We start from the raw sequence: 22,138 nt of genomic DNA on the forward strand, positions 1-22,138 counted from the left end.
CCCCGGCAGTTACGCCGGGTCAGCCCACGTCATCGAGGCAGGCCGACCGACATCGTCATGCCCGACGGGGTGGTCAGTCCCGGCAGCGCATTCGGGGCGGACAACAGCAGCAGGCCGAGGACCAGCAGGAGCGCGGCCGTCGCGTACGTGACGACGCGCCGCCACGGGAGCAGCTTCTCGAGGGCGATGATGCCCGCGACGAGGGCCATCCACGTGAGACTCATGACGCCCAGCGCGAAGAGGGAAGCCATCAGGGCCCAGCAGCATCCGACACACCAGGCCCCGTTGCGAACTCCCATCCTCAGGGCCCCCCTCAATCCACCGCGCCACGAGCCCAGAAGCGCACCAAGAGGGCTGCGGCACGCGCCGAGACACACGTCCTTGAGGGGGGTGAGCTCGTACACGGCGGCGACCACCAGAGTGACGCCCGCGACGGCCCGCCCGGCGTTGTCCCACGCGAGTGCATCCCCGAAGATGGCACCGACGATCACCCCGATGCCGTACGCGATGACCCCCGCGACGGCCCAGGTCAGCAGATACCCCGCGGCGAACATCCAGGGTGACAGCGGCGCACTGGTCCTGGTGAGACGGGAGTACAAGGCGACCGTGGGTGCGACGGAAGGCAACATCATCGCCGCCATCATGACCACCCAGATGCCCAGGAACCAGCCGAGGCTGCCGAGACTCGTCCAGGGTCCGGCATCCATCCCGCGCATCTCACGCGCAGTCAGCAGCCAGCCGAGCGCGGCGAGGGCGAAGAGCGCGACAACCAGACCCACGCGCGTGCGCATCGCGGCGATCGCCGGACCCGGACCCGCATCACCCCCCGGCTCGGCCGGCGCGCGCATCGAGGTCAGGCGGCCCAGGCGAACGTGGACGTCGACAGGCCCGTCTTGCCCTCGTACGAGATCCCGAACGCGTTGATGCGGGTGCGGCGTGCCTCGGCCATCGTCAGGTCGGAACCGACCGGGTGGAACATTCCGTGGAAACGCACCGGCTCTCCGGTCTCGACGCCGAACGGGACGATGTCCTCGATCTCGAAGTCGATCGAGTCACCCACCCGCACACGGTGCAGCAGCCCCTCGTCCGAGATGTCGATGGCGGCGCGCTCGACCCCCACGACCTCCCCCACCAAGGGCGCCAGAGCACCCATCGGCCCACCCAGCTGCCCGCCGAAGACCTTGACCAGCTGGTCGAACTGCTCATCGCTGGCGTCATCATCGACGTAGACCCCGAGCCGCCAGTTGCCCTGGGTCATCACCTTCGGGGTGTCGGCGATCAACACGACCCTCCGCCCGCTGATGTCAGTGCCCTCGACCTGGCCCTCCCTGATGGTGAAGGCGAGGGTCACCCGACAGAAGTCGTAGGTTGCGCCGTGATCGAGGGAGAGGTTGCACGGACACATGAGCTCGCACGAACAGGTCTCCACGTAGCTACCGGTCAGATTCCACGCCATCGTCGAACCCCTTCCTCGTGCCCTCCAGTTTTTCCCCAACGGCGTTGCGCGTCAACGAAACTGAGGGGCCATTTCCCCGTTCGGCGCGATCTGCGGCTCCCCCACCAGGCCGACGTGTCCCCGGAGGGTCCGGGGCCTCCGTCCCCGTGAACTGTTTGGGATACTTCGACTCGTTTGTCGCCCGGCGGCGGGCGGCGACGGGCCGAGGCAGGTGCTTCCGGATCCGTGCGTGCCCCGGTGGGCCGGGTCGGCCCAGTGCGCTCACGGAACGCGGAAGCGCTCTTGCTGTCATGCCGATGAGGGGTCGTCACGGACTGCGAGCCGAACTGGTCTGTTGACCATCCCTACCCTGTCCGCTTGAAGTACCAAGTGGCCCCAGGCTGCCGCACGGTGACCGAAACACCGGACCGTTCCTGCGATGCGGATGCACAGGGCTGGACGCAGGCCACGGTGCGGACCGGACGCTCTCCGTCGGGGTCGACGACCTCCGAGCTGGGATGTGAGTCCTCAGACCCCTCACTCGAGGGCCGGGCCGCCACAGGCGCGGCGTTCAGGGCGCGGAGCCAAACCATCCAGCACGACCTCCAGGGGCAGTCAGGAGAACGCTCGCATCGCCACGATGGGCAGGATGCCGAGGCCCGCATGTCGCGGTCGCGGCACGGGCGGGCGTGGATTCATTTGCGGATCCACGGGTTCGTCATGAAGATCGCTCCGCCGCCGCAGTCGCCGCCCTGCATCTTCGACAGAGTCAGGGCTTGCCCGTTCAGCGCGTACTCGAACGAGGCGTCTCCAAAGGAGATCCGGAGCCCGTCGATGCGGTAGCTGTCGGTCAGGCCGACCTCACGCTTGGCGGTCGGTCCGCCGACTTGGACCCAGAGCACCAGCGACCCGTGGTCAAGGTCGAGCTCGTACAGCACTAGAGGGTTGGTCCCCTCTGGGCCGCCGACGCACCGCGCCCCGGCGGACCTGACCTTGGGCCAGGAAACGCTCATCTGGTACGTGCCGTCGAGTGGTGTGCTTGCGGCGGTCGTGGCTGTCTGCACGGGTCGGGAGCTGAAGCGGATGCTCGCAAGGAGGTCGTTGAAGGACGCGACCTTGGCGGCCAGGTCGGCAGCCTTCATGTTCTTGTCCGTCCGGAGCCAGATGAGGATGGTCCGGTCGTGCACCTTCAGCACGGCGATGCGCAGTTGAAGCTCCGGCTGGAGTCCGAAGCAGGCGGGCGCGAGGGTGCCTTTGGCGGGGCACCCGAGCGAGCCGTCCATGCTTGTGTCGGTCGTGGCCGTGACGATGGTGGCTGGCTGGCCTGCGACCGTGGCATGGGTCTCGTCACTGAAGTGGGCGCCGACCTTCGCCTGCCCGAGGAGGTAGGGCAGGTAGTCGTTCGGTACCTCGCTTTCCTTCGCGTCGCCGGGCCGGTAGATGCTCTCGGGGGCAAGGATGCGCACGGCGGGCAGGTTGGGCTTCTCCCAGGTGACGAAGTTGGCCTGCTCGACGGCCGGTTTCGGGTCCAGCCACGCCGGCGGGGTGACGTCGAACGCCACCACGAACGACGTACTCGCATACCCCGGAGGCGGCACGGTCGAGGGCGACGCAGGCGATCGCAAAGCGCCGGTGGGCGTTGTCGAACCCGCAGTGGCGGAACAACCGGCGGCGACGCCTGCCAGCAGCAGGGCGACCGTGACGACCACCGCCAGCCGCGTTCCGTGTGTGGTTCGACGGGCCATTGAGAGCCTCCCCCAGAGCTTGACGTGCTCAGTTCGAGAACGGCGGCGCGCAAGCCCGATTCCGTCGCCGACGCAGCCGGCGGGGTCGGCGCTGAGTGTCGTGTCCTCGATGAGCACCGGCCGGCGCGGCAGGGCTCCGGTCGCCTGGGCAAGAGCTGGTTGATGGCCGGCCACCTCGAGAGTCGCCGCGGTAACGACCTCGAGTGTCAATGGTGATCTGTTCATCTTCGTTCACCTGTTCCGGGTGGTCGGTGGGGCTTCCGCTTTCGTTGCGCGGGCATCCCAGCATCTGGGCCGAGCTCCCAGCTGGTCGCGGCGCAGCGAGGGCGGAAACGTGGAAATGCCTCACTCTCACGAACCTCGAGACGGCGTTTCGGTTGCATTCCCGCCGTGATCGGGGCCGGCGGGGTGGCCGCAGCCGTGGCTCTCGCGCGCTGCTCCCTTTGCGATCCAATCCACGCGGCAGGCGGGGACGACGAGTCGACTCGTCGCGTGGTGCTCGTTCGCAGTCGCAAGAAGGGCTCCGAGCGGCAGCCCCCGGGTCGCTCACCGGGGTTGCCGGGCAGACGCAACCCGAGCACCGTCTGGGGGTTCGTCCGGAGTGGAAGCAACGTCAGGGAGATTCGGAAGGCGGCCAGCTACCTGTCCGTCCCGGAAGGGACGGTCAACGCGCGCCCGACCCGGGCCCGCGCGCAGATGGCCGGCCACGTGGTCGACCGAGAGGAGGCGGACCATGTCTGACCTGGACAACTTCGTCCGCGAGACCGAGCGGTCCGTTGACCAGCCGCCCTTCGCGGCCATGATCGCGACCCAGCGCCAGGCCCGGCGCCGCCGGTCGGCCGTGACCGTGACCGCCGCGTTGGGCGCCGTCCTTGCCCTGGTACTGGCGGTCGCCGGCCTGGGCCAGCTCGGGCACAGGCAGCTCCCGTCGGGTTCGGCACCTCAGCTGCTCGTCCCGGACTGGGCCGCGGACCAGATCGTCGAGCACCCCGACGCGTTCGTCGTCGCCCAGGTCGAGTCCCGCAGCCAGCCGAACACCACCCTGACGGTGTGGAAGCGCTGCACCCAACCCCGCGCGGACCATGACTGCTTCGGCCGCGAAGCCATCGCCGTCGTGGACGGATCCGACGGCCGTTTCGCCACCCTCGCAGCGGTGACCGGGTCGAGCCAGCAGCCCTCGCTGGGCGATGAGGGGCTGCTCCGCGAGGTCGACGACGGACTCTGGTACTGGGCGCACCAAAACCCCGGCCCGTACCTGCTGTCGGCGACGATGGGCCAGCCGGCACACCTGACAGTCATGGACCGGGCTGTCGCCCACAGCTTCGGGGTCCCGAGCATCGAGTGCGCGGACAGGGTGGGCCTGTGCACCCTCGACCAGAACGCGAGGACACTCGAGCGGCTCGCCATCCCGCAGGTCCCCCACACCCGCTGGGCAACCCCGACCGCCACAGGCTGCGGCCTCTGGGGCCTGGCAGGGGTCGGCGGCAACCTCCGCCTGATCATCCAGCAGCACGACGGCTCCTTCGCCAGCGCCGACATCCCGGACGACAGCGCCGCGGCCGCCATGGCCGAGGGCGGCGCTGGCTGCGAGATCGCCTACTACCAGAGCATCGGCGAGAACAGAGACCAGCTCGTCGTCAGCCTCGACCAAGGGAAGACGTGGCAGATCCGGCAGACACCGATGCCGCAGGTGGCGGGTTACGCCGAGGAGCAGCCCCGGTTCAGGACTCTGATCCCGCCACGGTGGACGTCCTTGCCCCCGATGCCACACCCCCTCCCGCCTCCTCGAGGGCTCCAGCCACTCTGACACCTCCGGACTCGGGCCCGCCTCGCCCTCCGCGTCGAGTTCCGCCAGCTCGAGGATCTGAACCCTGACGAGCACGAGGACGCACGAAGTCGCTCGAGCGCATGCAACCGAAACACCGTCCAGGGGTTCGTCTCAGTGGAGGCATCGTCAGGGGGGATCGGTAGGTGGTCAGCTCATGGACGACGACGGTGACGCAGTCCGGGCGGTCTACGACCTGTCCTACCGACGCCTCGTGACCCAGATGGTGGCGCTGTGCGGCAACCGGTCGGAGGCGGAGGACCTCGTGCAGGAGTCGTTCCTGACCGCGCTGACGCACCAGCAGGACTTCACCGAGGCGGCCAACAAGGAGGCGTGGCTGCGGACCGTGGCCCTGAACGTGCTGCGGAACCGCTGGCGCCGGACCCGGGTCGCCGGGCGTGTCCTGCCGAAGTTCCGTGCCGAGCTCGAGATCGACCTCGGGCCGCAGGCCCCCGAGGACCACCTCGCCCTCGTGTACGCGTTGAGCCAGCTGAGCCTGCCCACCCGGGTGACCGTCGTGCTCCACTACATCGGCGACCTCAGCGTCGCGCAGATCGCCCGCGAGCTGTCCATCCCGGAAGGGACGGTCAAGGCGCGCCTGGCCCGGGCCCGCGCCCAGATGGCCGGCCATCTCAGCGACCGGGAGGAGGCCGATCATGTCTGACCTGCACAGCTTCGCCCGCGACACCGAGCGGTCCATCGACCCACCCCCCTTCGAGGTCATGATCGCGGCCCGCCGCCGAGCCCGCCGCCGCCGCGCGGCCGCCAACGTCGCCGCCGCCGTGGCCGCCGTCCTCGCCCTCGCGCTGGCCGTCGCCGGCCTGAGCCAGCTGCACCCGAAGCAGATCCCGGCCCAGCCGGCACCGCAGGTGACCTCGGTGGCCGTGCCGGACTGGACCGCGGACCAGATCCTCGGGCACCCCGACGCGTTCGTCGTCAAGCAGCTCGAGTCCCGCACCCACCCGGGCACCACCCTGACAGTGTGGAACCGCTGCCCCCACCCCGACCCACACCATGGCTGCCTCGGCCGCGAAGCCATCGTCGTCGTGGATGGTTCCGGCCACCGGCTCGTCACTCTCGCCGGTGTCACCGACTCGAGCCAGCAACCCCCCGCGGGCGGGGGCGGGCTGCTCCGCGAGGTCGGCGACGGCCTCTGGTACTGGGCGCACCGAAACCCCGGTCCCTACCTGCTCTCGGCGACGATGACCCAACCAGTGCAACTCACGGTCCTGGACCGCCCCACCACGCACAGCTTCGGAGCGCCCAGCATCGACTGCGCCGACCAAGTGGGCCTGTGCACCCTGGACCAGAGCGGGCGGACCCTGGAACGGCTCGCGATCCCCGAGGTGCCCGACACCCGCTGGGCGACCCCGACCGCCCGGGGCTGCGGGCTCTGGGGGCTGGCCGGGGTCGGCGCCAACCCGCGCCTGGTCATCCAGCAGCGCGACGGCTCGTTCGCCAGCACCGCCCTGCCGGCCGCCCCTTACTCCGCCACGATGGCCGAGGGCGGACCGAACTGCGAAGTCGCCTACTACCAGAGCGTCACCGAGAACAAGGACCAGCTCGTCGTCAGCCTCGACCAAGGCAAGACCTGGCAGATCCGCCAGACCCCCCTGCCGCAGGTGGCCGGATACTACGAGCACCAGCCCCGAGACCGGTTCCTCATCCCGCCCCACTGGAACGACCTGCCCCCGATGACCCACCCGCTCCCACCCCCCGGAACCCTCCACCCGCTCTGACCCGCCCGGCGCGCTACACCGCAGTCTCGAACGAAGGCCAAGAGGTACCGCAAGCAGCCATCTTCCGGCCCTAACCGGAACGCCCTCATCTGCCGCTGTGCGGGCGTGGGTGCGGCCAAGGCCGCCCGGTGTTGTTCCGAGGCGCATGAAGGCCCTGGCGTCAAGCTGCTGGTGTGGCAGGACGAACGAGCGTCCTGCCACACCAACTGCGTTCAGCCTCCGGAGGCGGTGGCCGACGTCCGTGGCGTGCACGGTGCCGGGGCGCATACGGCAAAGCCGTTGGTGACTTCTTCCGCATAGTGACTGCCGGCGTAGTCGTACTCGACCTTGGTCCTTGGCCAGAGCCACTGCCCATCTTTGGTCACCTTGGCCACAAGGAAGAGCTCGACTTGGCCGTCCGAGGCAGCCGTCATCTCGAAGCCCTGCAAGGGTTTCGCGTGGTTCGACCACTCCTTTGCAGGCCAAGACCCCGCGCCGAGATAGCCGGTGTCGAGTGCTGTGATGTCGACGACGACGGCCGGCTCGAACAAGATGCCGTCGCCGGTTTCCTCCGCCGCGGGTACAAGTTCCGCGGACAGGTTCGTGATGGGACTGCCGCCTTCGTTCGTCATGACGTTGAAGCCGTAGGCGACCATCTGCCCGACCTTCGACTCCATCGTGACCACTGCGTCGCCGCCACGTATACGCAACGGCCCATCCTTCAGGTCAGAGCCGCTGCAGCCCGCCAAGCCCGGCAGCAGCGCCAAGACACCCACGACGGCTGCGCGACGGATCACCTGGCGGGCTACACGCATCATCAGACGATGTTCTGGGAGTGGATGATGCCGGGGTTGGTGGCCTCATCTCCGGTGATCCCGCAAAGCCAAACGCCGCGACCGCGCTTGCTGTCCCAGTGCATGTCCATCTTCGTGGAGTAGCCCGACGTGCCGCCCAGGTTCAGGTACGGCGTCGACACGGCAACGGAGGAGCGGGTCGCTCGGGACGAGGAGATCGTGAGGCCGGTGCCGGCCGGGTATGTGCCCCGGTAAGAGGACATTGGCGACTGGATGCAGCCGCGGTCATACGCTCCGGCCTGGGTGTCCGAGCCGACGCCACCGGCCCACGTCTGGACCGCCGTCTTCTGGTCACCGACGCGCAGGCCGCTGCCTGAGCAGGTGCTGCCGTTGGCCGCGCCGTAGTAGTCCTGGATGTGCCCCTTCTGGTAGCGCATGTCGGTCCTGATCCACGCGTGGAACGCTGTCGTGTGGCTGCTGGTCACCGCACTGCTCAGCGAGTTGCCCACGTGCGCGCTCCCGCTGATGGACCAGGCGGAAGAGCCCCACGACTTGGCGCCCACGTCGATGTCGGAGTCGGCCGTGGTGCCGTACTGCCAGTACGAGTCAGCGTTGGAGGCGTTGTGGTGCTGTCCCAGGCGCGTCGAGAGGCGGTAGGTGGTGTCGATGACGTACTGGCATCCATAGGCGGTGGCCGTGGTCGCCGTCGCGACGCCGTTGACGGCCTTCGGCGTACCGTTGAGGAGCTTTCCCTTGGTGTCGTAGACGTACTGCACGTTGACAGGGCCGGCGAGGTCTTGGCGTTCCTTCGTCGACCAGGCGTGGTTGTGCCAGGCGCGGGAGAAGTTCTGGCTGGTCGTCCCGGACGCCGAGTCGACCGTGAGCTGGAAGTTCACCCAGCCGTCATTGCGGTTGGCCTCGGCGACCATCTTGTCGTTGGGCGTGGCCGTCAGCTGGTATCGGCCGTTCACGTCGGTTCGCCCCGCTGAGAGGACCACGGGCGTGATGACATCGCCCGTGGCCGCCGTGTCGAGACCGGGGTACCAGATCAGCTTGACGCTGGCTCCGGCGATGACGCCTTGGCGTTCGCTGGACTGCAGGAGGATGGTCTCGGTGTTCAGCGCTCCTGTGGAGCGGCTCACCTCCCCGGCGGCAAGGACGTTCCCCGACGGCGGCTGTGCCAGCGGCGCCGACTGCGCGGCCGGTGCGGCATGCGCACCAACCGCTCCAGCCGTCGCCAGGAGTGGGCCCACGAACATGATGACGACTGAACGCGTCACTCTCATATGAAGTAACTCCCCTGTGACGAGGGTCCCCTGTAGACCCCTGCCCGCGGCAGACTGCTGTACGCAGCAGAAGTCGGCAACCCGAACGCCCGGATTTGCCAAGCCCATACCATCAGCCCCGGACGGCCAACGTCACCACGCAGGCGGAGCCGGACTCCGCGGTTTGCGCCGCTGCACCCTGACGGCGATAGGGATGCGCACGGAAGAGACGCGAGCATGACGCGATTTCGCCCCATCGGGCGCTCGGACGTCACGTGCGTAGGACGACTGCCTCGTCCGACTTGGGCCGATCGGTAGCGCTCAGTAATGCGCCTTTGGAGGTCGACGGGGAGCGCTTAGAAGTAAATGAACGGATCGGCGAGTTCTCCCTACAGGGGAACCAATGGTTCCGGTCCGGACGACGGGCACAGCTTCGCGAGGTCGTCCTACAGCCGAGCACGCAAGGTCGGGTGAAGCGGCTTCTCCGGTATGAGCGCGACCTGGTCTCCGACCGCGCGCACGAGCACGCATGAGATCCTCCGGCGCCCCTGAACTGCAGCGCCACTCGGCCACACCTGCTTGAGCGCGTCATCGAACCAGTCACGCAGTTCCGGCTCGACGAAGCTGCCAAGCCTGTTGTTGCAGCTCGCGCAGGTCACCGTCCTGCGCTGGCCGCCGAGGTCCTCCTGGGGCGCATGCTCGCGCGTGCCTCCCTCGAGGGACCCGAGACAAATCGGGCACTTGCCGACGTCCCGGAATGCGGCAGTCGCGAGCCCCACGGCTCGGCACCGCAACCCGTCGGGCGACACGCGAGTGATGGCCTGCTGCACCCCCGTTGACCCTTCGAGCGTCATCTCGTGCACGGGAGCGAGCCCCTTCGCGCTCCCGGGCGATCGTCGGCCGACGACGGAGCTGACCATTGCTAACGACTGGGGCGGCACCGAATCCGGTGCCGCCCCAGTGCGGTCATGTCACGCTGAACGAACTTGCGACATACGTGACCAAGAAGTCGTCAATCGCGATCTAGCCGCTCGTGACACTTTCTGACCATCGACATCAGCTGCAGCCGCTGGTGCTTCCGCAACCCTCGCAGACGTAGCAGGAGCCGGCGGGGCGCATCTTCGTGCCGCACGTCATGCAGATCGGCGCGTCGGCCGTGATGCCGCCGAACTTCTCGAGCAGCTCGGCCGAGCTGTGCACGTCGCTGGAGATCTCGCGGGCGGAGGCAGCGCCCGCACCCGACTTCACCTCGGCGGCCGCGGCCGGAGACTCGGCGTGGGCCTCCTCGGCCTTGTGCTCGGCCTTCTTGGAGACCGGGGCCGACTGCTGGAGCGACTCGAGCTCGTCCTCGAGGTCCTCGTCGGACTCGTCGGACTCGATGGCCTCGTAGGAGCCGGTCTCGACCTGGCGCGCCCGCTCCGACGCCGTGTGGATGCCCATGAAGGAGCGGGTGTCGAAGTCGAGGTAGTCCAGCGCGAGGCGGCGGAAGACGTAGTCCATGATCGACTGCGCCATGCGCACGTCCGGGTCGTCCGTCAGGCCGGCCGGCTCGAAGCGGAGGTTCGTGAACTTTTCCACGAACGTCTCCAGCGGCACGCCGTACTGGAGACCGATGGACACGGCGATCGAGAAGGCGTCCATCACGCCGGCCAGGGTCGAGCCCTGCTTGCCGAACTTGAGGAAGATCTCGCCGAGCTGCTGGTCGTCGTACGTGCCGGCCGTGAGGTAGCCCTCGGCCCCACCGACGGCGAACGACGTCGTCTGCGAGGTGCGACGCTTGGGCAGGCGGCGACGGACCGGGCGGTACTCGATGACCTTCTCGACCTTGACCTCGGCGGCAGCAGCCTCGGCAGCGGCCTTGTTGTCCTTGGCCGTCGAGCCACCGTCGGACAGCGGCTGACCGACCTTGCAGTTGTCGCGGTAGATGGCGAGCGCCTTGATGCCGAGCTTCCAGCCCTGCATGTAGACGTCCTGGATCTCCTCGACCGTCGCCGTCTCCGGCAGGTTGACCGTCTTGGAGATGGCACCGGAGAGGAACGGCTGCGTCGCGGCCATCATGCGCACGTGGCCCATGGCCGAGATCGAGCGCGCACCCATGGCGGTGTCGAAGACCTCGTAGTGCTCGGGCTTGAGGCCGGGGGCGTCGATGACGTGACCCTTGTCGGCGATGTACTCGACGATCGCCTCGACCGTCTCGCCGGTGTAGCCCATCTTGCGCAGCGCCCGCGGGATCGTCAGGTTGACGATCTGCATCGAGCCGCCACCGACGAGCTTCTTGAACTTCACGAGCGAGAAGTCCGGCTCGATGCCGGTCGTGTCGCAGTCCATCATGAAGCCGATGGTGCCGGTCGGGGCCAGCACCGACGCCTGGGCGTTGCGGTAGCCGTGCTTCTCACCGAGCTTGACGACGTCGTCCCACGCCTTCGTCGCGAGCTTGTGGACGTCGGAGTCCATCGCGTCGAGCGTCTTGATGTTGTCGTTGGCGGCCTGGTGCTTGCGCATGACCCGCTTGTGGGCGTCCGCGTTGCGGGCGTAGCCGGCGTAGGCGCCGACGACCGAGGCCATCTCGGCGGACCGCTTGTAGGCGGCACCCGTGAGCAGCGAGGTGATCGAGGCGGCGAGCGCCCGGCCACCCTCGGAGTCGTAGCCGTGGCCGGTCGCCATGAGGAGCGCACCGAGGTTGGCGTAGCCGATGCCGAGCTGGCGGTAGTTGCGCGTCGTCTCGCCGATCGGCTCGGTCGGGAAGTCCGCGAAGCAGATCGAGATGTCCATCGCGGTGATGACGAGCTCGACGACCTTCTGGAAGGTGACGGCGTCGAACGTGTCGTCGTCGCGCAGGAACTTCAGCAGGTTGAGCGAGGCGAGGTTGCACGAGCTGTTGTCGAGCGACATGTACTCGGAGCACGGGTTGGACGCGGTGATGCGGCCCGTCTCGGGGTTGGTGTGCCACGCGTTGATCGTGTCGTCGTACTGGATGCCCGGGTCGGCGCACTCCCACGCGGCCTTGGCGATCTTGCCGAAGAGCTCACGGGCGTCGACCGTGTCGATGACGGAGCCGTCGCTGCGCGAGCGCAGCCCGAACTCCGTGCCGTCCTCGACGGCCTTCATGAACTCGTCGTTGACGCGGACCGAGTTGTTGGCGTTCTGGTACTGGACGGAGACGATGTCCTTGCCGCCGAGGTCCATGTCGAAGCCGGCGTCGCGCAGGGCGCGGATCTTGTCCTCCTCGCGCGCCTTCGTCTCGACGAACTCCTCGATGTCGGGGTGGTCGACGTCGAGGACGACCATCTTGGCCGCACGACGCGTCGCGCCGCCCGACTTGATGGTGCCGGCGGACGCGTCGGCGCCGCGCATGAAGGAGACGGGACCGGAGGCCGTGCCACCGGAGGAGAGCAGCTCCTTGGAGGAGCGGATGCGGGAGAGGTTGAGGCCGGCGCCGGAGCCGCCCTGGAAGATCTTCCCCTCCTCCTTGTACCAGTTGAGGATCGAGTCCATCGAGTCGTCGACGGCGAGGATGAAGCAGGCCGAGACCTGCTGCGGGCTCTTGGTGCCGACGTTGAACCACACGGGCGAGTTGAACGAGAAGACCTGGTGCAGCAGGGCGTGGGTCAGCTCGTGCTCGAAGATCTCGGCGTCGTCGGGCGAGGCGAAGTAGCCGTTGCTCTTGCCGGCGGCGACATAGGTCAGCACGACGCGGTCGATGAGCTGCTTGAGCGAGACCTCACGGGCGGCCGTGCCGACGGCGCCGCGGAAGTACTTCGTGGTGACGATGGTGCTGGCGTTGACCGACCAGAAGTCGGGGAACTCGACCCCGCGCTGCTCGAAGATCGTCTCGCCCGTCTTCCAGTTCTGCTGGACGACGTCGCGCTTCTCCCACGTGACCTCGTCGTAGGGGTGCACACCGGGCGTGGTGTAGATGCGCTCGATCTTGACGCCCTTGGCGCCTGCCTTCGAGCGTGAGCTGCGGTTACCGATCTCCGTCATGTCGTGCGGCCTCCCTGACCGAATCTGCTGCTGGTTTCAAGTGTTGCGTGGGGCACCGACAGGGCGGGTGTCCCGGACGTGCTGTGGAGGGTGGTTACCGCTGGACGTCGAGCCGGGACGGAGCTGTGGGCTCCTCCCCCAGCGCGTCGTGCTCGGCTCGAAGGAGCGCGATGGCTCCCTCGAAGTCCTCGAGGCTCTCCCAGGCCTGGTAGACACTGGCGAACCTGAGGTATGCGATCTCGTCGAGCTCGCGGAGCGGTTCGAGGACGGCCATGCCGACCTCATGCGCCTCGATCTCGGCGTTTCCCTGCGACCGGATCGCCTCCTCGACCTTCTGGGCGAGAAGGGCCAGATCGTCCTCGCTGACGGGCCGCCCCTGGCATGACTTGCGCACGCCTGAGAGGACCTTGGCCCGGCTGAACGGCTCGGAGGCCCCCGACCGCTTGATCACGTTGAGGCTCGAGGTCTCGAGCGTCGTGAAGCGGCGGTTGCACTCGGGGCACTGGCGCCGGCGCCTGATGCAGGCGCCGTCGTCGGTGGTGCGCGAGTCGATGACCCGCGAGTCGGTGTGGCGACAGAACGGACAGTGCACGTCTGGTCACCTTCCCTTCCCCGAGACCCAGTCGTTCAACGGTTCCAAGCCGTCCCGTATGCCGTCCCGAGCCCGTCCCAACCCCCGCCCGGTGTTCGTGGGACCGGTCGGGGCTGGGGATGGATCTGGGGATGACGTGGGGATGACCTGTGCGTAACCCCCGTTTGCCTGGGGACTACATGTGGACGTCTTACATCTGTGTAACTACTAGATGTAGGGGTAACTGTAGGCATGGTGTGACCCCGATCGCAAGCACGTGCGCGAGGTCCGGCGCGTCGCGTCCCTGACCTGCACAAACGTCACTCCAGTCCCAGGCGTCCCGGCGTGTCGCGAGGCATCCATCCCCAACATCTAGGGGTGGCCGGCGCCGCCCACTCCCCCATCTACGGGTTCACGAGCGTATGCCGCCTGGCCGCGACCGCGACGATCGGGCCCCTCCGGGCACCACGGCCGTGAGACCCGGCCCGGTGCGCGGGGTCGGGTGGCGCCGTCGGTCAGCGAGCCGCGGCCTCGCCGAGCTGCACCTCGAGCTGGCGCACGCGGGTGACGAGCCCCTTCAGCAGCAGGACGGCGGTGTGCGGGTGCTGGTCGATGAGGTCGGTGAACGCGGCGGGCGAGAGCCGGAAGGCACTGAGTCCGTCGGGGCCACTCGTGACCGTGGCCGTGCGCCCCGACCCGTCGATGAGCGACATCTCACCGAAGTAGTCACCCTTCGACAGCGAGCCGACTCCTCGGCCGTCGACGTCGACGTCGGCCGTCCCCTCGAGCAGCATCACCATGCCGGCGCCCCGGTCGCCCTGCTTGACGACGGGTACGCCGGGGCCCACCTTCACCGTGGAGCCGCGCGCGATCACCTCTTCGACGAGGTCGTCGGGCAGCTCGCAGAAGAGCTCGACGGCGCAGAGCGAGTCCTTCAGGCTCATGAAGTGCCTCCCACCTCGTGGCCCACTCGCGGGCCGGCCCTTCGACGGTAGCCCTCGTCGGAGCGTGCGGGTAGGCATTCGACGAAGACGAGGAAAGACGTTCCGGGAGGGCAGAGCACGCGCCCGTCGCTCAGCTCAGCCGCGCGATGCCGGGTCGGGTCGCGAACCACAGGCAGAGCACCGACATCGCCGCGCCGAAGACGACGGCGGCCGTGAGGACCGAGGTGCCCGCCGCGAGCGCACCGAAGGCCGGGATCGCGAGCGGCACCAGCGCCATGTCGCCGAGGCTCGAGACCGACGAGACGCGCCCGAGGTGGCTCGGCGCGATGGTGCGCTGGTACGTCCCCGAGAGCCACACCGACGCTGCACCCGCCGCGACCCCGATGAGGAGCATCGACGCCGACAGGACGGCGCGCGAGCCGACCCCGGTGCCCGCGATGCAGACACCCTGCCCGACGAGGGCGGCAAAGCCGGCGCGAGCCGGGCGGGCCACCCGCCACCGGATGCCGACGACGCTGCCGGAGATCGCCCCCACGGCGAACGCCGCCTCGGCGGCGCCGAGCCAGCCCGGCCCCCAGCCGGAGCTGCTGACCCGCAGGGCGATCCCGAGGGCAATGACCGGCGACACGAAGACGTTGAGGGCCGCGAGCCCGAGGACGAGCAGTCGGGCCGACTCGTCCCCGCGCAGGTATGCCGCCCCGTCCCTCAGGCTGGCCGTCCACGACGCGTGGGGCAGCCGGGGCATCCGGTAGCGCGGGCGCACCACGCCCGCGAGGACGGCGGCGATCGCGGCGAAGGTGACGGCATTCGCCAGCATGGCCCCGGCAGGGCCGATCGCCGCGACCGCGACACCTCCCACGGGCGCACCCAGCAGGCGCGCGACGCGGCCGCCGATCTGGTTCCAGCCACTCACGGTCGCGAGGTCTTCAGGGCGCACGAGCTGGCGGGCGAGCGTCGCCCCGGCCGGCAGCGTGAGCCCGGTGGCGGTGCCGAGCAAGACACCCATCGTGACGAGGAGAGGTGCGCCCCTGACCCCAGCGGCCCACGCGGCTGCGCCGCCGAGCAGGACCGCCGCCTGGACTAGCCGTCCGGTGACGAGAATGCGCCGGGTGTCCCACCTGTCGGCGATGACCCCGCCGAGGAGGACGAAGACGGCCTGCGGCAGCGTCTCGGCGCCCAGAACCACGCCCGCCATGGTCGGCGACAAGGTGTGCACGGCGGTCCAGGCCAGCGCCACGGTCCACACGGCGTCGCCGAACCACGACAGCGCCATCGCGCCCACCCAGGCCTGGACCATCCGGTCGCGGGTGACGGGCGGTGGCGCAGCGCCGATGAGGGACGGCTCGGTGGCGGGTGGGGACGCCGAGACCCGCGCCGGCCCGGTGCCGGCGCTCACGGCTTCACCGGTCCGCTCGGGAAGACGCGCGCCGAGACCCGGACCGGCAGACGCTCGGCGTCGGGGTGGACCTCCACGTCGGCGCGGCACTGCTCGCTCCACTCGACGACGAGCGCAGTGAGCCGACGGCTCAGCTCGCCCATCTGGTCGACGGTGGCGGCCGCCAGGGTGTCGGTCGCTACCGACGCGTGCCGCACCTCGGCCGGTGCCGACTCGCCCTCCGCGAGCCACCGCTGGACCGCGCGCACGTGGTGCCGGAAGTTCTCGGCCTCAGCCGCCCCGGCGATCCGCCGCGCGACGGTCCCCTCGCCGTAGTCGGTCGCGTCCCACGAGAGCTGTCGGGGACGACTGCGCCACCAGCTCTCCCGGGTGTCTCGGGCCAGCTCGGGCGCCGGCTCGACGAAGCCGTAACGGTGCAGCGTGCCGAGGTGGTGGCTCACCGATCCGACCGCCAGGCCGGTGCGCCGTGCCAGCTGACCGACGGTCGCGGGGCCCTCGACGGCCAGCAGCTCGCACAGCCAGCGGCGGGTCGGATGGTGGAAGGCGGTGAGCACGTCGAGCAGGGCGTTGCCCGTCTCGCTGCCGAGCGTGTCGGTGGAGGCGGGGCTCGTGGCGGCATGGCGCTCGGAGGCGGTGCGTCGTGGCATGCACCCAGCCTCGGGCGGGCACCGGCTTTTGCACAAGAGTTCTTGTATGACTTCGGTGATGCCGAGAACGTGACGCGGCAGGCCCGGGTGCTTGCCCCGCACGCCGTCATGACAGAGTCTTCCCATCGTGACAAACCGGACATCATCAGCGGACGTCCTCGACCCGACCCGGCGACGCGAGGACGCACTGGCGGGCTATGCCGTGCTCGGCAACGCTCCCGAGCGCGAGCTGCAGGCCCTCGTCGACATCGCGGCGCAGGTGTGCGCCGTCCCCCGGGCTGCGATCAACCTCATCACCGCGACCCACCAGCAGCAGATCGCCACGACCGGCTTCGCCGCCGCCATCTGTGCCCGCGAGGACTCGATGTGCGCCGCGGTGCTCGAGCACACCGACCGCGTCGTCGTGCCCGATGCCAGCCTCGACGCCCGGTTCCGCGAGAACCCTTTCGTGACGGGCGTCCTCGGGACCGTCCGTTTCTACGCGTCAGCGCCACTGACCACGCCGGACGGCGTCATCATCGGTCGCCTCTGCGTCTTCGACTCCCAGCCACGCGCGCTCGACGAAGCACAGGAGGAGGCCCTCGTCGCCATCGCCGAGCGCGTCGTCGACGTCCTCGAGCTGCGCCTGCGCACCCGGGAGCTGGAGGACTCGCTCGCGGCGCTCACCGAGACGAGGGACGAGCTCCACCGGTCCAACGAGGCTCTGTCGGTCTTCGCCGGACAGGTGAGCCACGACCTGCGCACGCCGCTCACCGCGATCATGGCGAGCACCGAGATGCTCGGCCAGCAGCCCGCGGTCGCCGAGGACGAGTGGTCCGAACGCCTCGTCGCCACGGCCTTTCGCTCCGCCACGCGCATGGCCGGGATGATCGAGCAGATCCTCGCCCACGCCCGCGTCGGCGCCGAGCTGCACCGCAGCGACACCGACCTCGACGACGTGCTCTCCTCGGTACTCGAGGACCTCGACCCGACGCTCACCGCACGGTCGGCGACCGTCACGACGGGGGCGCTGCCGACCCTGCCCGCAGACGGGCAGCAGCTCTACTCGGTGCTGCTCAACCTCGTGTCCAACGCGGTGAAGTACGCCCGCCCCGGCGTCGCGCCCGTCGTGGAGATCTCGGCGGTGCGGATCGACGGCTCGTGGCGTCTCTCGGTGCGCGACAACGGGATCGGCATCTCGGCCGCCGACCGTGAGCGGGTCTTCGGCCTCTTCAACCGCGTCGAGACGTCCGTCGACGGCAGCGGCATCGGCCTGGCCACGGTCAAGCGCATCATCGAGGCTCACGGTGGGTCGATCGGGATCAGCTCGGTGGACGGTCCGGGTACGGACGTGTGGTTCGAGCTGCCGGCCGAGCTCCCCCGTCGGGACGAGCACGACGGTCCCGGCGGCGACTGACCGGACGTCGCGCCCGGGCGAGGACGACGAGCGCGACGAGAAACGCTGTCGGTGCCCTGACATCCATGAGGAGCACCTGCACGACCGTGGCGACGTAGGCCCCGACGGCGGAACCGTCGTCGAGAGCGTCCCCGACGGAGAAGGCTCCTGAGCTCTCGGCGCTCACGAGCAGGGCGGCTCCGGCGAAGGTCGCCGCCTCGGCCAGAGCCGCGAAGGCGGCCCACCGCAACCGCGGCACGACGGACCCGGTCGTCCACGTCGGGCCTGTCGGGCGCGTCGGCAGGAGGGGCCCGCCCGTGTCGTCGACCTCCACGCCTGCGTCGACGAGCGGTTGCATCCCCGGCCGGGACAGCGCAACCGCCAGGACGACGCCGAAGCCGACGACGCCCAGCAGCGCAGTGGGCGACAACGCGTCCAGGGCACCGTCGCCGGCAGCCGTCCCGCCGTCGGTGATCCAGCCGACCGCGACGTAGGGCAGAGCCTGGAGCACCGCGAGCCACCCGCACGCCCACGCGACGAGGCGGTCGCGTCGGGCGGACCCGGCCATCCCGTTGAACAAGCGGGTCGGGTCGTCGTCGAACGAGGTCACGGGACGAGCCTCGGCCAGCGCAGGGGGTCGCTCCCGAGGCTCGGTCCGGTCGTCGTGCACGCCCTCTCGTCGATGCCCTGGAAGACCCGCAGGTCGGGACGACCGGCCGCCACGGCGACGAGGTTGCGCGCGCTGTCCGTGCCGGCCCGGAGGTAGTCGGAGTGACCGGCGGAGGTGCGACGGACGTCGACGAAGTCGGATCGTGGGTGGAGCCAGTGGTTGCAGCCGGTCCCGGTCTGCTTGAGGGCGAAGGTCGAGAGCCGGCTCGCGCCCACGACGTCCGCCGGCGCCGTGCCGTGCACCATCCAGCCGTAGGCGAACACGTCGTCCCCGACCGCGCCGAGGACGTTGAGGGAGCCGGGTTTGAGGGCGGTGTGCGCCACGTCCGAGAACGGCAGGCCGGGCGCACCGAAGACGGCGACGTCGTCGATCGCACTCGTGCGGAGCGAGGCGTGGCCGGCGAGAGTGCCGCCGTAGGAGTGGGCCCAGACCGTCTGGTGGGCCGGACGGTCACGGGAGGCCTCGACACCGGTCACGAAGTCGGCCAGCGCGCCGGCGTTGTCGCGGGCCAGCTTGCCGTTGAGGACGTTCCGGTCGACCGACGTGATGATCTCGTGAACCTGCGGCGCGTCGTAGCCCATCCACGTCACGAGTGCGACGTCCTCACCGCGCGCCACCGCCTTGGCCTCCGAACGCATCCGCACGAAGGTGTCGTCGTAGCGCCGGAGATCGGCCCCGACCATGGTCGACAGGCCGCCGACGAACGTGACGACGTGCTCGGCCCGGTCGACGTCGCCGATCGCGACGGCCGCCTTGACGTCGGGTCCGTTCGCGTCGACGAGGAGCAGACGCCGGGGTCCACCGTCGCGACGCCCGAGCACGTCGCGCACCGCCTGCAGGGCCGCCACGTGCTCGGCCGAACGGGTGCGCTCGGCGGCATTGCTCGCAGACGCCGCCCGCTGTGCCTCCCGCTCGCGGGTCCAGGCAGCCTGCTCCGCTCGGCCGAGCAGGACGAGGTTGGCCTCGTGGCGAGCTGCGGCCGGCACCCCGTCGCGAGGACCCACCCAGTCCGGCCGCTCACGGATGGCGCGGCGTCGCTCCTCGTCGGTCAGGGACCGCCACCACGCGGCCGAGGCGAACACGTGACCGCCGACCCCGGCACTCGTCGAGGGTCCCGCCGGCGGAGGTGGCAGCTGCGGGACCAGCTGCGCGGCAGTCCCCGGAGACGCCGTCGCGCCACGGGCAGCGGTCAGCAGCCCTCGCCACAGCTCGTCGTCGGTCTGGCTCGCGGCCTGTCGGGCCCGCGCCAGACAGGCGTGCACCTCGACCCTCAACAGCTCGTCGAGCCGTGCCCGGTGCGCCTCGCCGGCAAGGTCTCCGAGCGACGCCCGCACGGGAAGGAAGAGCCGACCATCGCCGTCGACCCAGGCGCCCTCGTCGGCGGCCCGACGCTCGGCGCGACCGACGAGCTCGAGCGCCGACTGCAGACGTGCCGCGGCGTGCCCGACCGCGTGACCGGTCACCGCGATGCTCCCCGCGAGCCGTCCGAGGCCGGCGACGACGAGGCCGTAGCGGTCGGCGGCCGCCGAGGAGGCCGCGCCCGACCAGCGCGGCGCGGCGGAGCGACGCCACAGCACGAGCTCCGCGAGTCCGAGGACCCGGAGGCGATGCTCCTCGAGGCGCCGGCCCACCTCGAGCAGGGACTGCGGTCGGCAGGCCCGGACGTCGGCGACGGTCATGGTCAGCGGAGCACCGGCACCCGCCACATCAGGTCTCATGGGGTGCCGCCGGACGACGACGACCGCAGGGCCTGCCGGGACGCCTGCTCGACGGCGTCGTAGGTGTCGGCGGCCGTGGCGAGGCAGCGGCCCAGCTCGCGCAGCTCCCAGCGGGTCCCGGCCAGCCGCGCCTCCCACGCCGCAGCGACCTGGCCGAGCCCGCCGGCGACACGACCACCGGGGATCGCCCCACCGAGTGGCCGCAGCTCGTCGCCGATCCTCAGCCGCTGCACCCGCGCGAGCACCTCGCCGACCGAGGCGGCGTCGTCGCGCAGCGCGTCGGTGTCCACGTCGTAGCGCATCCCCTGCTCCCTTCCGAGGACAGCCACGCTAGGCAAGGCGTCCGAGGACTCGAGCCCGTCATCCACAGGGGTCGGGAACGGCAGGTGCGGGCACAGCAGGACGCCGCACCCCCGTCAGGGGTGCGGCGTCCGGGGCAGGAACGGCGGGGTCGAAGCGCCGCTACCGCCAGCCGCTGAAGGTGGAGCCAACGCGGCGGATCGGAAGGGCCGGGACGGGCGCAGCCGGACACACGGCATACGTCCCCGGCCGGCCCAGGAGGCCCCGGTTCAGCGACCCGGGACGACGAGCTGCTGGCCGGCGTGGATCGAGGTGGTGCTGAGCGCGTTGGCGATCTGCAGCTCGACGACACCCTCGGCCGCGGTCAGCTCAGGCAGCTCGCGGGCGGCGATGCCCGACAGGGTCTGGCCGGACCGGACCGTGATCGTGCGCGGCTCGCCCGTGGCCGACGCGAGCTGACCGGCGAGTCCGACGCCGAGGAGGGAGACGACGCCCGCGACGAGGAGCGTCACGACGAGGCGACCGAAACGCGTCAGGCGCATCGGCGGCCTCGCGGCACGCACCGCACGAGCGGCCTCCGGCCCGGTGGGGACGAGGACGAGACGGGGCCGACCGGTCGGCTGCGACCGCGCGGGCTCCTCGGTGTGCGGCTGACGAACGGCCTCGAGGACGATGGCGCTCATGGTGACCTCCCCTTGCTCCTGATCTGGCGAACACGTGTTCGATAGAACGTCTGTACGAGTTGTAGCACGTATGTTCGATGAAGTCGAGACACGCATCGAACAGGTGTTTGGCAACTGTGTTCGAACTGCGTAGTCTTTCCTCACACCACAGACCTCACCAGCCACCACTGACACTGGCCGCACACCCAGCGTCACGACGCGGACTGACGAGCCGACGAAGGGGACACCATGGGCGTGACCGAGCTTCCCGATCGCGAGACCGGCGACGGTCTCACCGTCCGCCAGCGGCGGGTGCTCGAGGTCATCCGCAACTCCGTCGACCGGCGCGGCTACCCGCCGAGCATGCGCGAGATCGGCGACGCCGTCGGCCTCGCCAGCCCGTCGAGCGTCTCCCACCAGCTCAATGCCCTGGTCGCCAAGGGCTACCTGCGCCGCGACCCCAACCGGCCGCGGGCCCTCGAGGTCGTCTCGCCCGATGCGAAGGCCGAGGAGCTCGGCTACCGCGGCGGTGACCCGACCGGGCCACGTCCGCGGGGCGACCACTACGACACCGAGACCGACTCGGGCGACGCCCGCCCCGAGGCGTCCTACGTCCCGGTGCTCGGCCAGATCGCGGCGGGCGTGCCGATCACGGCCGAGGAGGTCGTCGAGGACGTCTTCCCGCTGCCGCGGCAGCTCGTCGGCGAGGGTGACCTCTTCCTGCTCAAGGTCAACGGCGACTCGATGGTCGAGGCCGCGATCTGCGACGGTGACTGGGTCGTCGTGCGCCAGCAGCAGCACGCCGAGAACGGCGACGTCGTGGCCGCGATGCTCGACAACGAGGCGACGGTCAAGACGTTCAAGCGCACCGACGGGCACGTGTGGCTCATGCCGCACAACCCCGACTTCTCGCCCATCGACGGCGACCACGCGACGATCCTCGGCAAGGTCACGGCGGTCCTGCGCCGGCTCTGACGTCGCCCCGCTCCCCCACCCGACGACGTACGCCGTCGGCGCCCTCCGCGCCGGCGGCATCGTCGCGTCCGGGAGGCGTATCGGACGCGACGGCGCGAGACTCTGACTCGTGAG

Annotated in this window: 20 protein-coding genes; 5 read left to right on the plus strand and 15 right to left on the minus strand. The window is 70.0% G+C overall.

From position 1 onward, the window contains the following. Positions 1-29: 29 nt before the first annotated feature. From AC1DW8_RS21885 to AC1DW8_RS21895, 3 genes are all read right to left on the minus strand, one after another. Positions 30-848, minus strand: coding sequence for a DUF2182 domain-containing protein (locus AC1DW8_RS21885; RefSeq protein ID WP_056776073.1), 819 nt, complete (start codon positions 846-848; stop codon positions 30-32). Positions 849-853: 5 nt separating this feature from the next. Further along, the gene (locus tag AC1DW8_RS21890) at positions 854-1,456 is read right to left on the minus strand and encodes a DUF1326 domain-containing protein (RefSeq protein ID WP_478095858.1); all 603 of its coding nucleotides are present in this window, start codon (positions 1,454-1,456) and stop codon (positions 854-856) included. A 674-nt stretch (positions 1,457-2,130) separates the two neighbouring features. Further along, positions 2,131-3,405, minus strand: a complete 1,275-nt coding sequence (locus AC1DW8_RS21895; RefSeq protein WP_478095859.1) for a hypothetical protein — start codon at positions 3,403-3,405, stop codon at positions 2,131-2,133. 508 nt (positions 3,406-3,913) lie between these two features. On the opposite strand from AC1DW8_RS21895, the gene AC1DW8_RS21900 reads away from it, so the two are divergent. The 3 genes from AC1DW8_RS21900 to AC1DW8_RS21910 all read left to right on the plus strand — a co-directional run bounded on the left by AC1DW8_RS21900 (position 3,914) and on the right by AC1DW8_RS21910 (position 6,744). Then, positions 3,914-4,987 carry a hypothetical protein gene (locus AC1DW8_RS21900; RefSeq protein WP_478095860.1) on the plus strand — a complete coding sequence of 358 codons (1,074 nt, stop codon included), beginning with the start codon at positions 3,914-3,916 and terminating at the stop codon, positions 4,985-4,987. Positions 4,988-5,162: 175 nt separating this feature from the next. After that, a complete protein-coding gene (locus AC1DW8_RS21905) occupies positions 5,163-5,669 on the plus strand; it encodes an RNA polymerase sigma factor (protein WP_478095861.1) in 507 nt (168 codons plus the stop codon). Beyond that, the gene (locus AC1DW8_RS21910) at positions 5,662-6,744 is read left to right on the plus strand and encodes a hypothetical protein (RefSeq protein ID WP_478095862.1); all 1,083 of its coding nucleotides are present in this window, start codon (positions 5,662-5,664) and stop codon (positions 6,742-6,744) included. Before AC1DW8_RS21905 ends, AC1DW8_RS21910 begins: the two co-directional genes overlap by 8 nt. A 212-nt stretch (positions 6,745-6,956) precedes the next feature. Here AC1DW8_RS21910 and AC1DW8_RS21915 read toward each other — a convergent pair whose 3' ends face one another. From AC1DW8_RS21915 to AC1DW8_RS21950, 8 genes are all read right to left on the minus strand, one after another. Next, on the minus strand, positions 6,957-7,541 hold the full coding sequence (locus tag AC1DW8_RS21915) for a hypothetical protein (RefSeq protein ID WP_478095863.1): 585 nt from the start codon (positions 7,539-7,541) through the stop codon (positions 6,957-6,959). Next, positions 7,541-8,905, minus strand: a complete 1,365-nt coding sequence (locus AC1DW8_RS21920) for a hypothetical protein (RefSeq protein WP_478095864.1) — start codon at positions 8,903-8,905, stop codon at positions 7,541-7,543. The genes AC1DW8_RS21915 and AC1DW8_RS21920 overlap by 1 nt, the downstream gene beginning before the upstream one ends. 323 nt (positions 8,906-9,228) lie before the next feature. Continuing rightward, positions 9,229-9,612 carry a hypothetical protein gene (locus tag AC1DW8_RS21925; RefSeq protein ID WP_478095865.1) on the minus strand — a complete coding sequence of 128 codons (384 nt, stop codon included), beginning with the start codon at positions 9,610-9,612 and terminating at the stop codon, positions 9,229-9,231. 226 nt (positions 9,613-9,838) lie between these two features. Continuing rightward, positions 9,839-12,766, minus strand: coding sequence for a vitamin B12-dependent ribonucleotide reductase (locus AC1DW8_RS21930; protein ID WP_056776059.1), 2,928 nt, complete (start codon positions 12,764-12,766; stop codon positions 9,839-9,841). Positions 12,767-12,860: 94 nt separating this feature from the next. Continuing rightward, the gene (nrdR, locus tag AC1DW8_RS21935; protein ID WP_478095866.1) at positions 12,861-13,358 is read right to left on the minus strand and encodes a transcriptional regulator NrdR; all 498 of its coding nucleotides are present in this window, start codon (positions 13,356-13,358) and stop codon (positions 12,861-12,863) included. A 494-nt stretch (positions 13,359-13,852) separates the two neighbouring features. Further along, a complete protein-coding gene (locus tag AC1DW8_RS21940) occupies positions 13,853-14,281 on the minus strand; it encodes a Crp/Fnr family transcriptional regulator (RefSeq protein WP_056776055.1) in 429 nt (142 codons plus the stop codon). A gap of 130 nt (positions 14,282-14,411) precedes the next feature. Beyond that, positions 14,412-15,677, minus strand: coding sequence for an MFS transporter (locus AC1DW8_RS21945; protein WP_478095867.1), 1,266 nt, complete (start codon positions 15,675-15,677; stop codon positions 14,412-14,414). Further along, on the minus strand, positions 15,674-16,324 hold the full coding sequence (locus tag AC1DW8_RS21950) for an ArsR/SmtB family transcription factor (protein WP_478095868.1): 651 nt from the start codon (positions 16,322-16,324) through the stop codon (positions 15,674-15,676). Before AC1DW8_RS21950 ends, AC1DW8_RS21945 begins: the two co-directional genes overlap by 4 nt. A gap of 127 nt (positions 16,325-16,451) precedes the next feature. Here AC1DW8_RS21950 and AC1DW8_RS21955 point away from each other — a divergent pair, with 127 nt between their 5' ends. Next, complete coding sequence (locus AC1DW8_RS21955; protein WP_478095869.1) at positions 16,452-17,720, plus strand: sensor histidine kinase; 1,269 nt, start codon at positions 16,452-16,454, stop codon at positions 17,718-17,720. On the opposite strand, the gene AC1DW8_RS21960 is transcribed toward AC1DW8_RS21955, so the two are convergent. The 4 genes from AC1DW8_RS21960 to AC1DW8_RS21975 form a co-directional block, all read right to left on the minus strand. Further along, entirely contained in the window at positions 17,626-18,309 is a 684-nt protein-coding gene (locus tag AC1DW8_RS21960; protein ID WP_478095870.1) for a hypothetical protein, read from the minus strand. The genes AC1DW8_RS21955 and AC1DW8_RS21960 overlap by 95 nt on opposite strands. Continuing rightward, positions 18,306-20,048: an alpha/beta hydrolase gene (locus AC1DW8_RS21965; RefSeq protein ID WP_478095871.1), complete on the minus strand. Its 1,743-nt coding sequence runs from the start codon at positions 20,046-20,048 to the stop codon at positions 18,306-18,308. The genes AC1DW8_RS21960 and AC1DW8_RS21965 overlap by 4 nt, the downstream gene beginning before the upstream one ends. A gap of 35 nt (positions 20,049-20,083) precedes the next feature. After that, positions 20,084-20,389 (minus strand): hypothetical protein, encoded by a 306-nt coding sequence (locus AC1DW8_RS21970; RefSeq protein ID WP_056776046.1) that lies wholly within the window; start codon positions 20,387-20,389, stop codon positions 20,084-20,086. Positions 20,390-20,656: 267 nt separating this feature from the next. Continuing rightward, positions 20,657-21,070 carry a LysM peptidoglycan-binding domain-containing protein gene (locus AC1DW8_RS21975; RefSeq protein WP_056776044.1) on the minus strand — a complete coding sequence of 138 codons (414 nt, stop codon included), beginning with the start codon at positions 21,068-21,070 and terminating at the stop codon, positions 20,657-20,659. Positions 21,071-21,298: 228 nt separating this feature from the next. Between AC1DW8_RS21975 and lexA the strand changes: the two genes are divergently transcribed. Beyond that, positions 21,299-22,024, plus strand: coding sequence for a transcriptional repressor LexA (lexA, locus tag AC1DW8_RS21980; protein WP_478095872.1), 726 nt, complete (start codon positions 21,299-21,301; stop codon positions 22,022-22,024). Positions 22,025-22,138: the final 114 nt, after the last annotated feature.

The organism is Terrabacter sp. P2_E3, assembly GCF_056403915.1.

Bases quoted from the DNA above. Each gene is read 5' to 3' on its own strand.
- AC1DW8_RS21885 (WP_056776073.1), bottom strand. From the start codon at position 848: ATGCGCGCGCCGGCCGAGCCGGGGGGTGATGCGGGTCCGGGTCCGGCG.
- AC1DW8_RS21890 (WP_478095858.1), bottom strand. From the start codon at position 1,456: ATGGCGTGGAATCTGACCGGTAGCTACGTGGAGACCTGTTCGTGCGAG.
- AC1DW8_RS21895 (WP_478095859.1), bottom strand. From the start codon at position 3,405: ATGAACAGATCACCATTGACACTCGAGGTCGTTACCGCGGCGACTCTC.
- AC1DW8_RS21900 (WP_478095860.1), top strand. From the start codon at position 3,914: ATGTCTGACCTGGACAACTTCGTCCGCGAGACCGAGCGGTCCGTTGAC.
- AC1DW8_RS21905 (WP_478095861.1), top strand. From the start codon at position 5,163: ATGGACGACGACGGTGACGCAGTCCGGGCGGTCTACGACCTGTCCTAC.
- AC1DW8_RS21910 (WP_478095862.1), top strand. From the start codon at position 5,662: ATGTCTGACCTGCACAGCTTCGCCCGCGACACCGAGCGGTCCATCGAC.
- AC1DW8_RS21915 (WP_478095863.1), bottom strand. From the start codon at position 7,541: ATGATGCGTGTAGCCCGCCAGGTGATCCGTCGCGCAGCCGTCGTGGGT.
- AC1DW8_RS21930 (WP_056776059.1), bottom strand. From the start codon at position 12,766: ATGACGGAGATCGGTAACCGCAGCTCACGCTCGAAGGCAGGCGCCAAG.
- AC1DW8_RS21940 (WP_056776055.1), bottom strand. From the start codon at position 14,281: ATGAGCCTGAAGGACTCGCTCTGCGCCGTCGAGCTCTTCTGCGAGCTG.
- AC1DW8_RS21950 (WP_478095868.1), bottom strand. From the start codon at position 16,324: ATGCCACGACGCACCGCCTCCGAGCGCCATGCCGCCACGAGCCCCGCC.
- AC1DW8_RS21965 (WP_478095871.1), bottom strand. From the start codon at position 20,048: ATGACCGTCGCCGACGTCCGGGCCTGCCGACCGCAGTCCCTGCTCGAG.
- AC1DW8_RS21970 (WP_056776046.1), bottom strand. From the start codon at position 20,389: ATGCGCTACGACGTGGACACCGACGCGCTGCGCGACGACGCCGCCTCG.
- AC1DW8_RS21975 (WP_056776044.1), bottom strand. From the start codon at position 21,070: ATGAGCGCCATCGTCCTCGAGGCCGTTCGTCAGCCGCACACCGAGGAG.
- lexA (WP_478095872.1), top strand. From the start codon at position 21,299: ATGGGCGTGACCGAGCTTCCCGATCGCGAGACCGGCGACGGTCTCACC.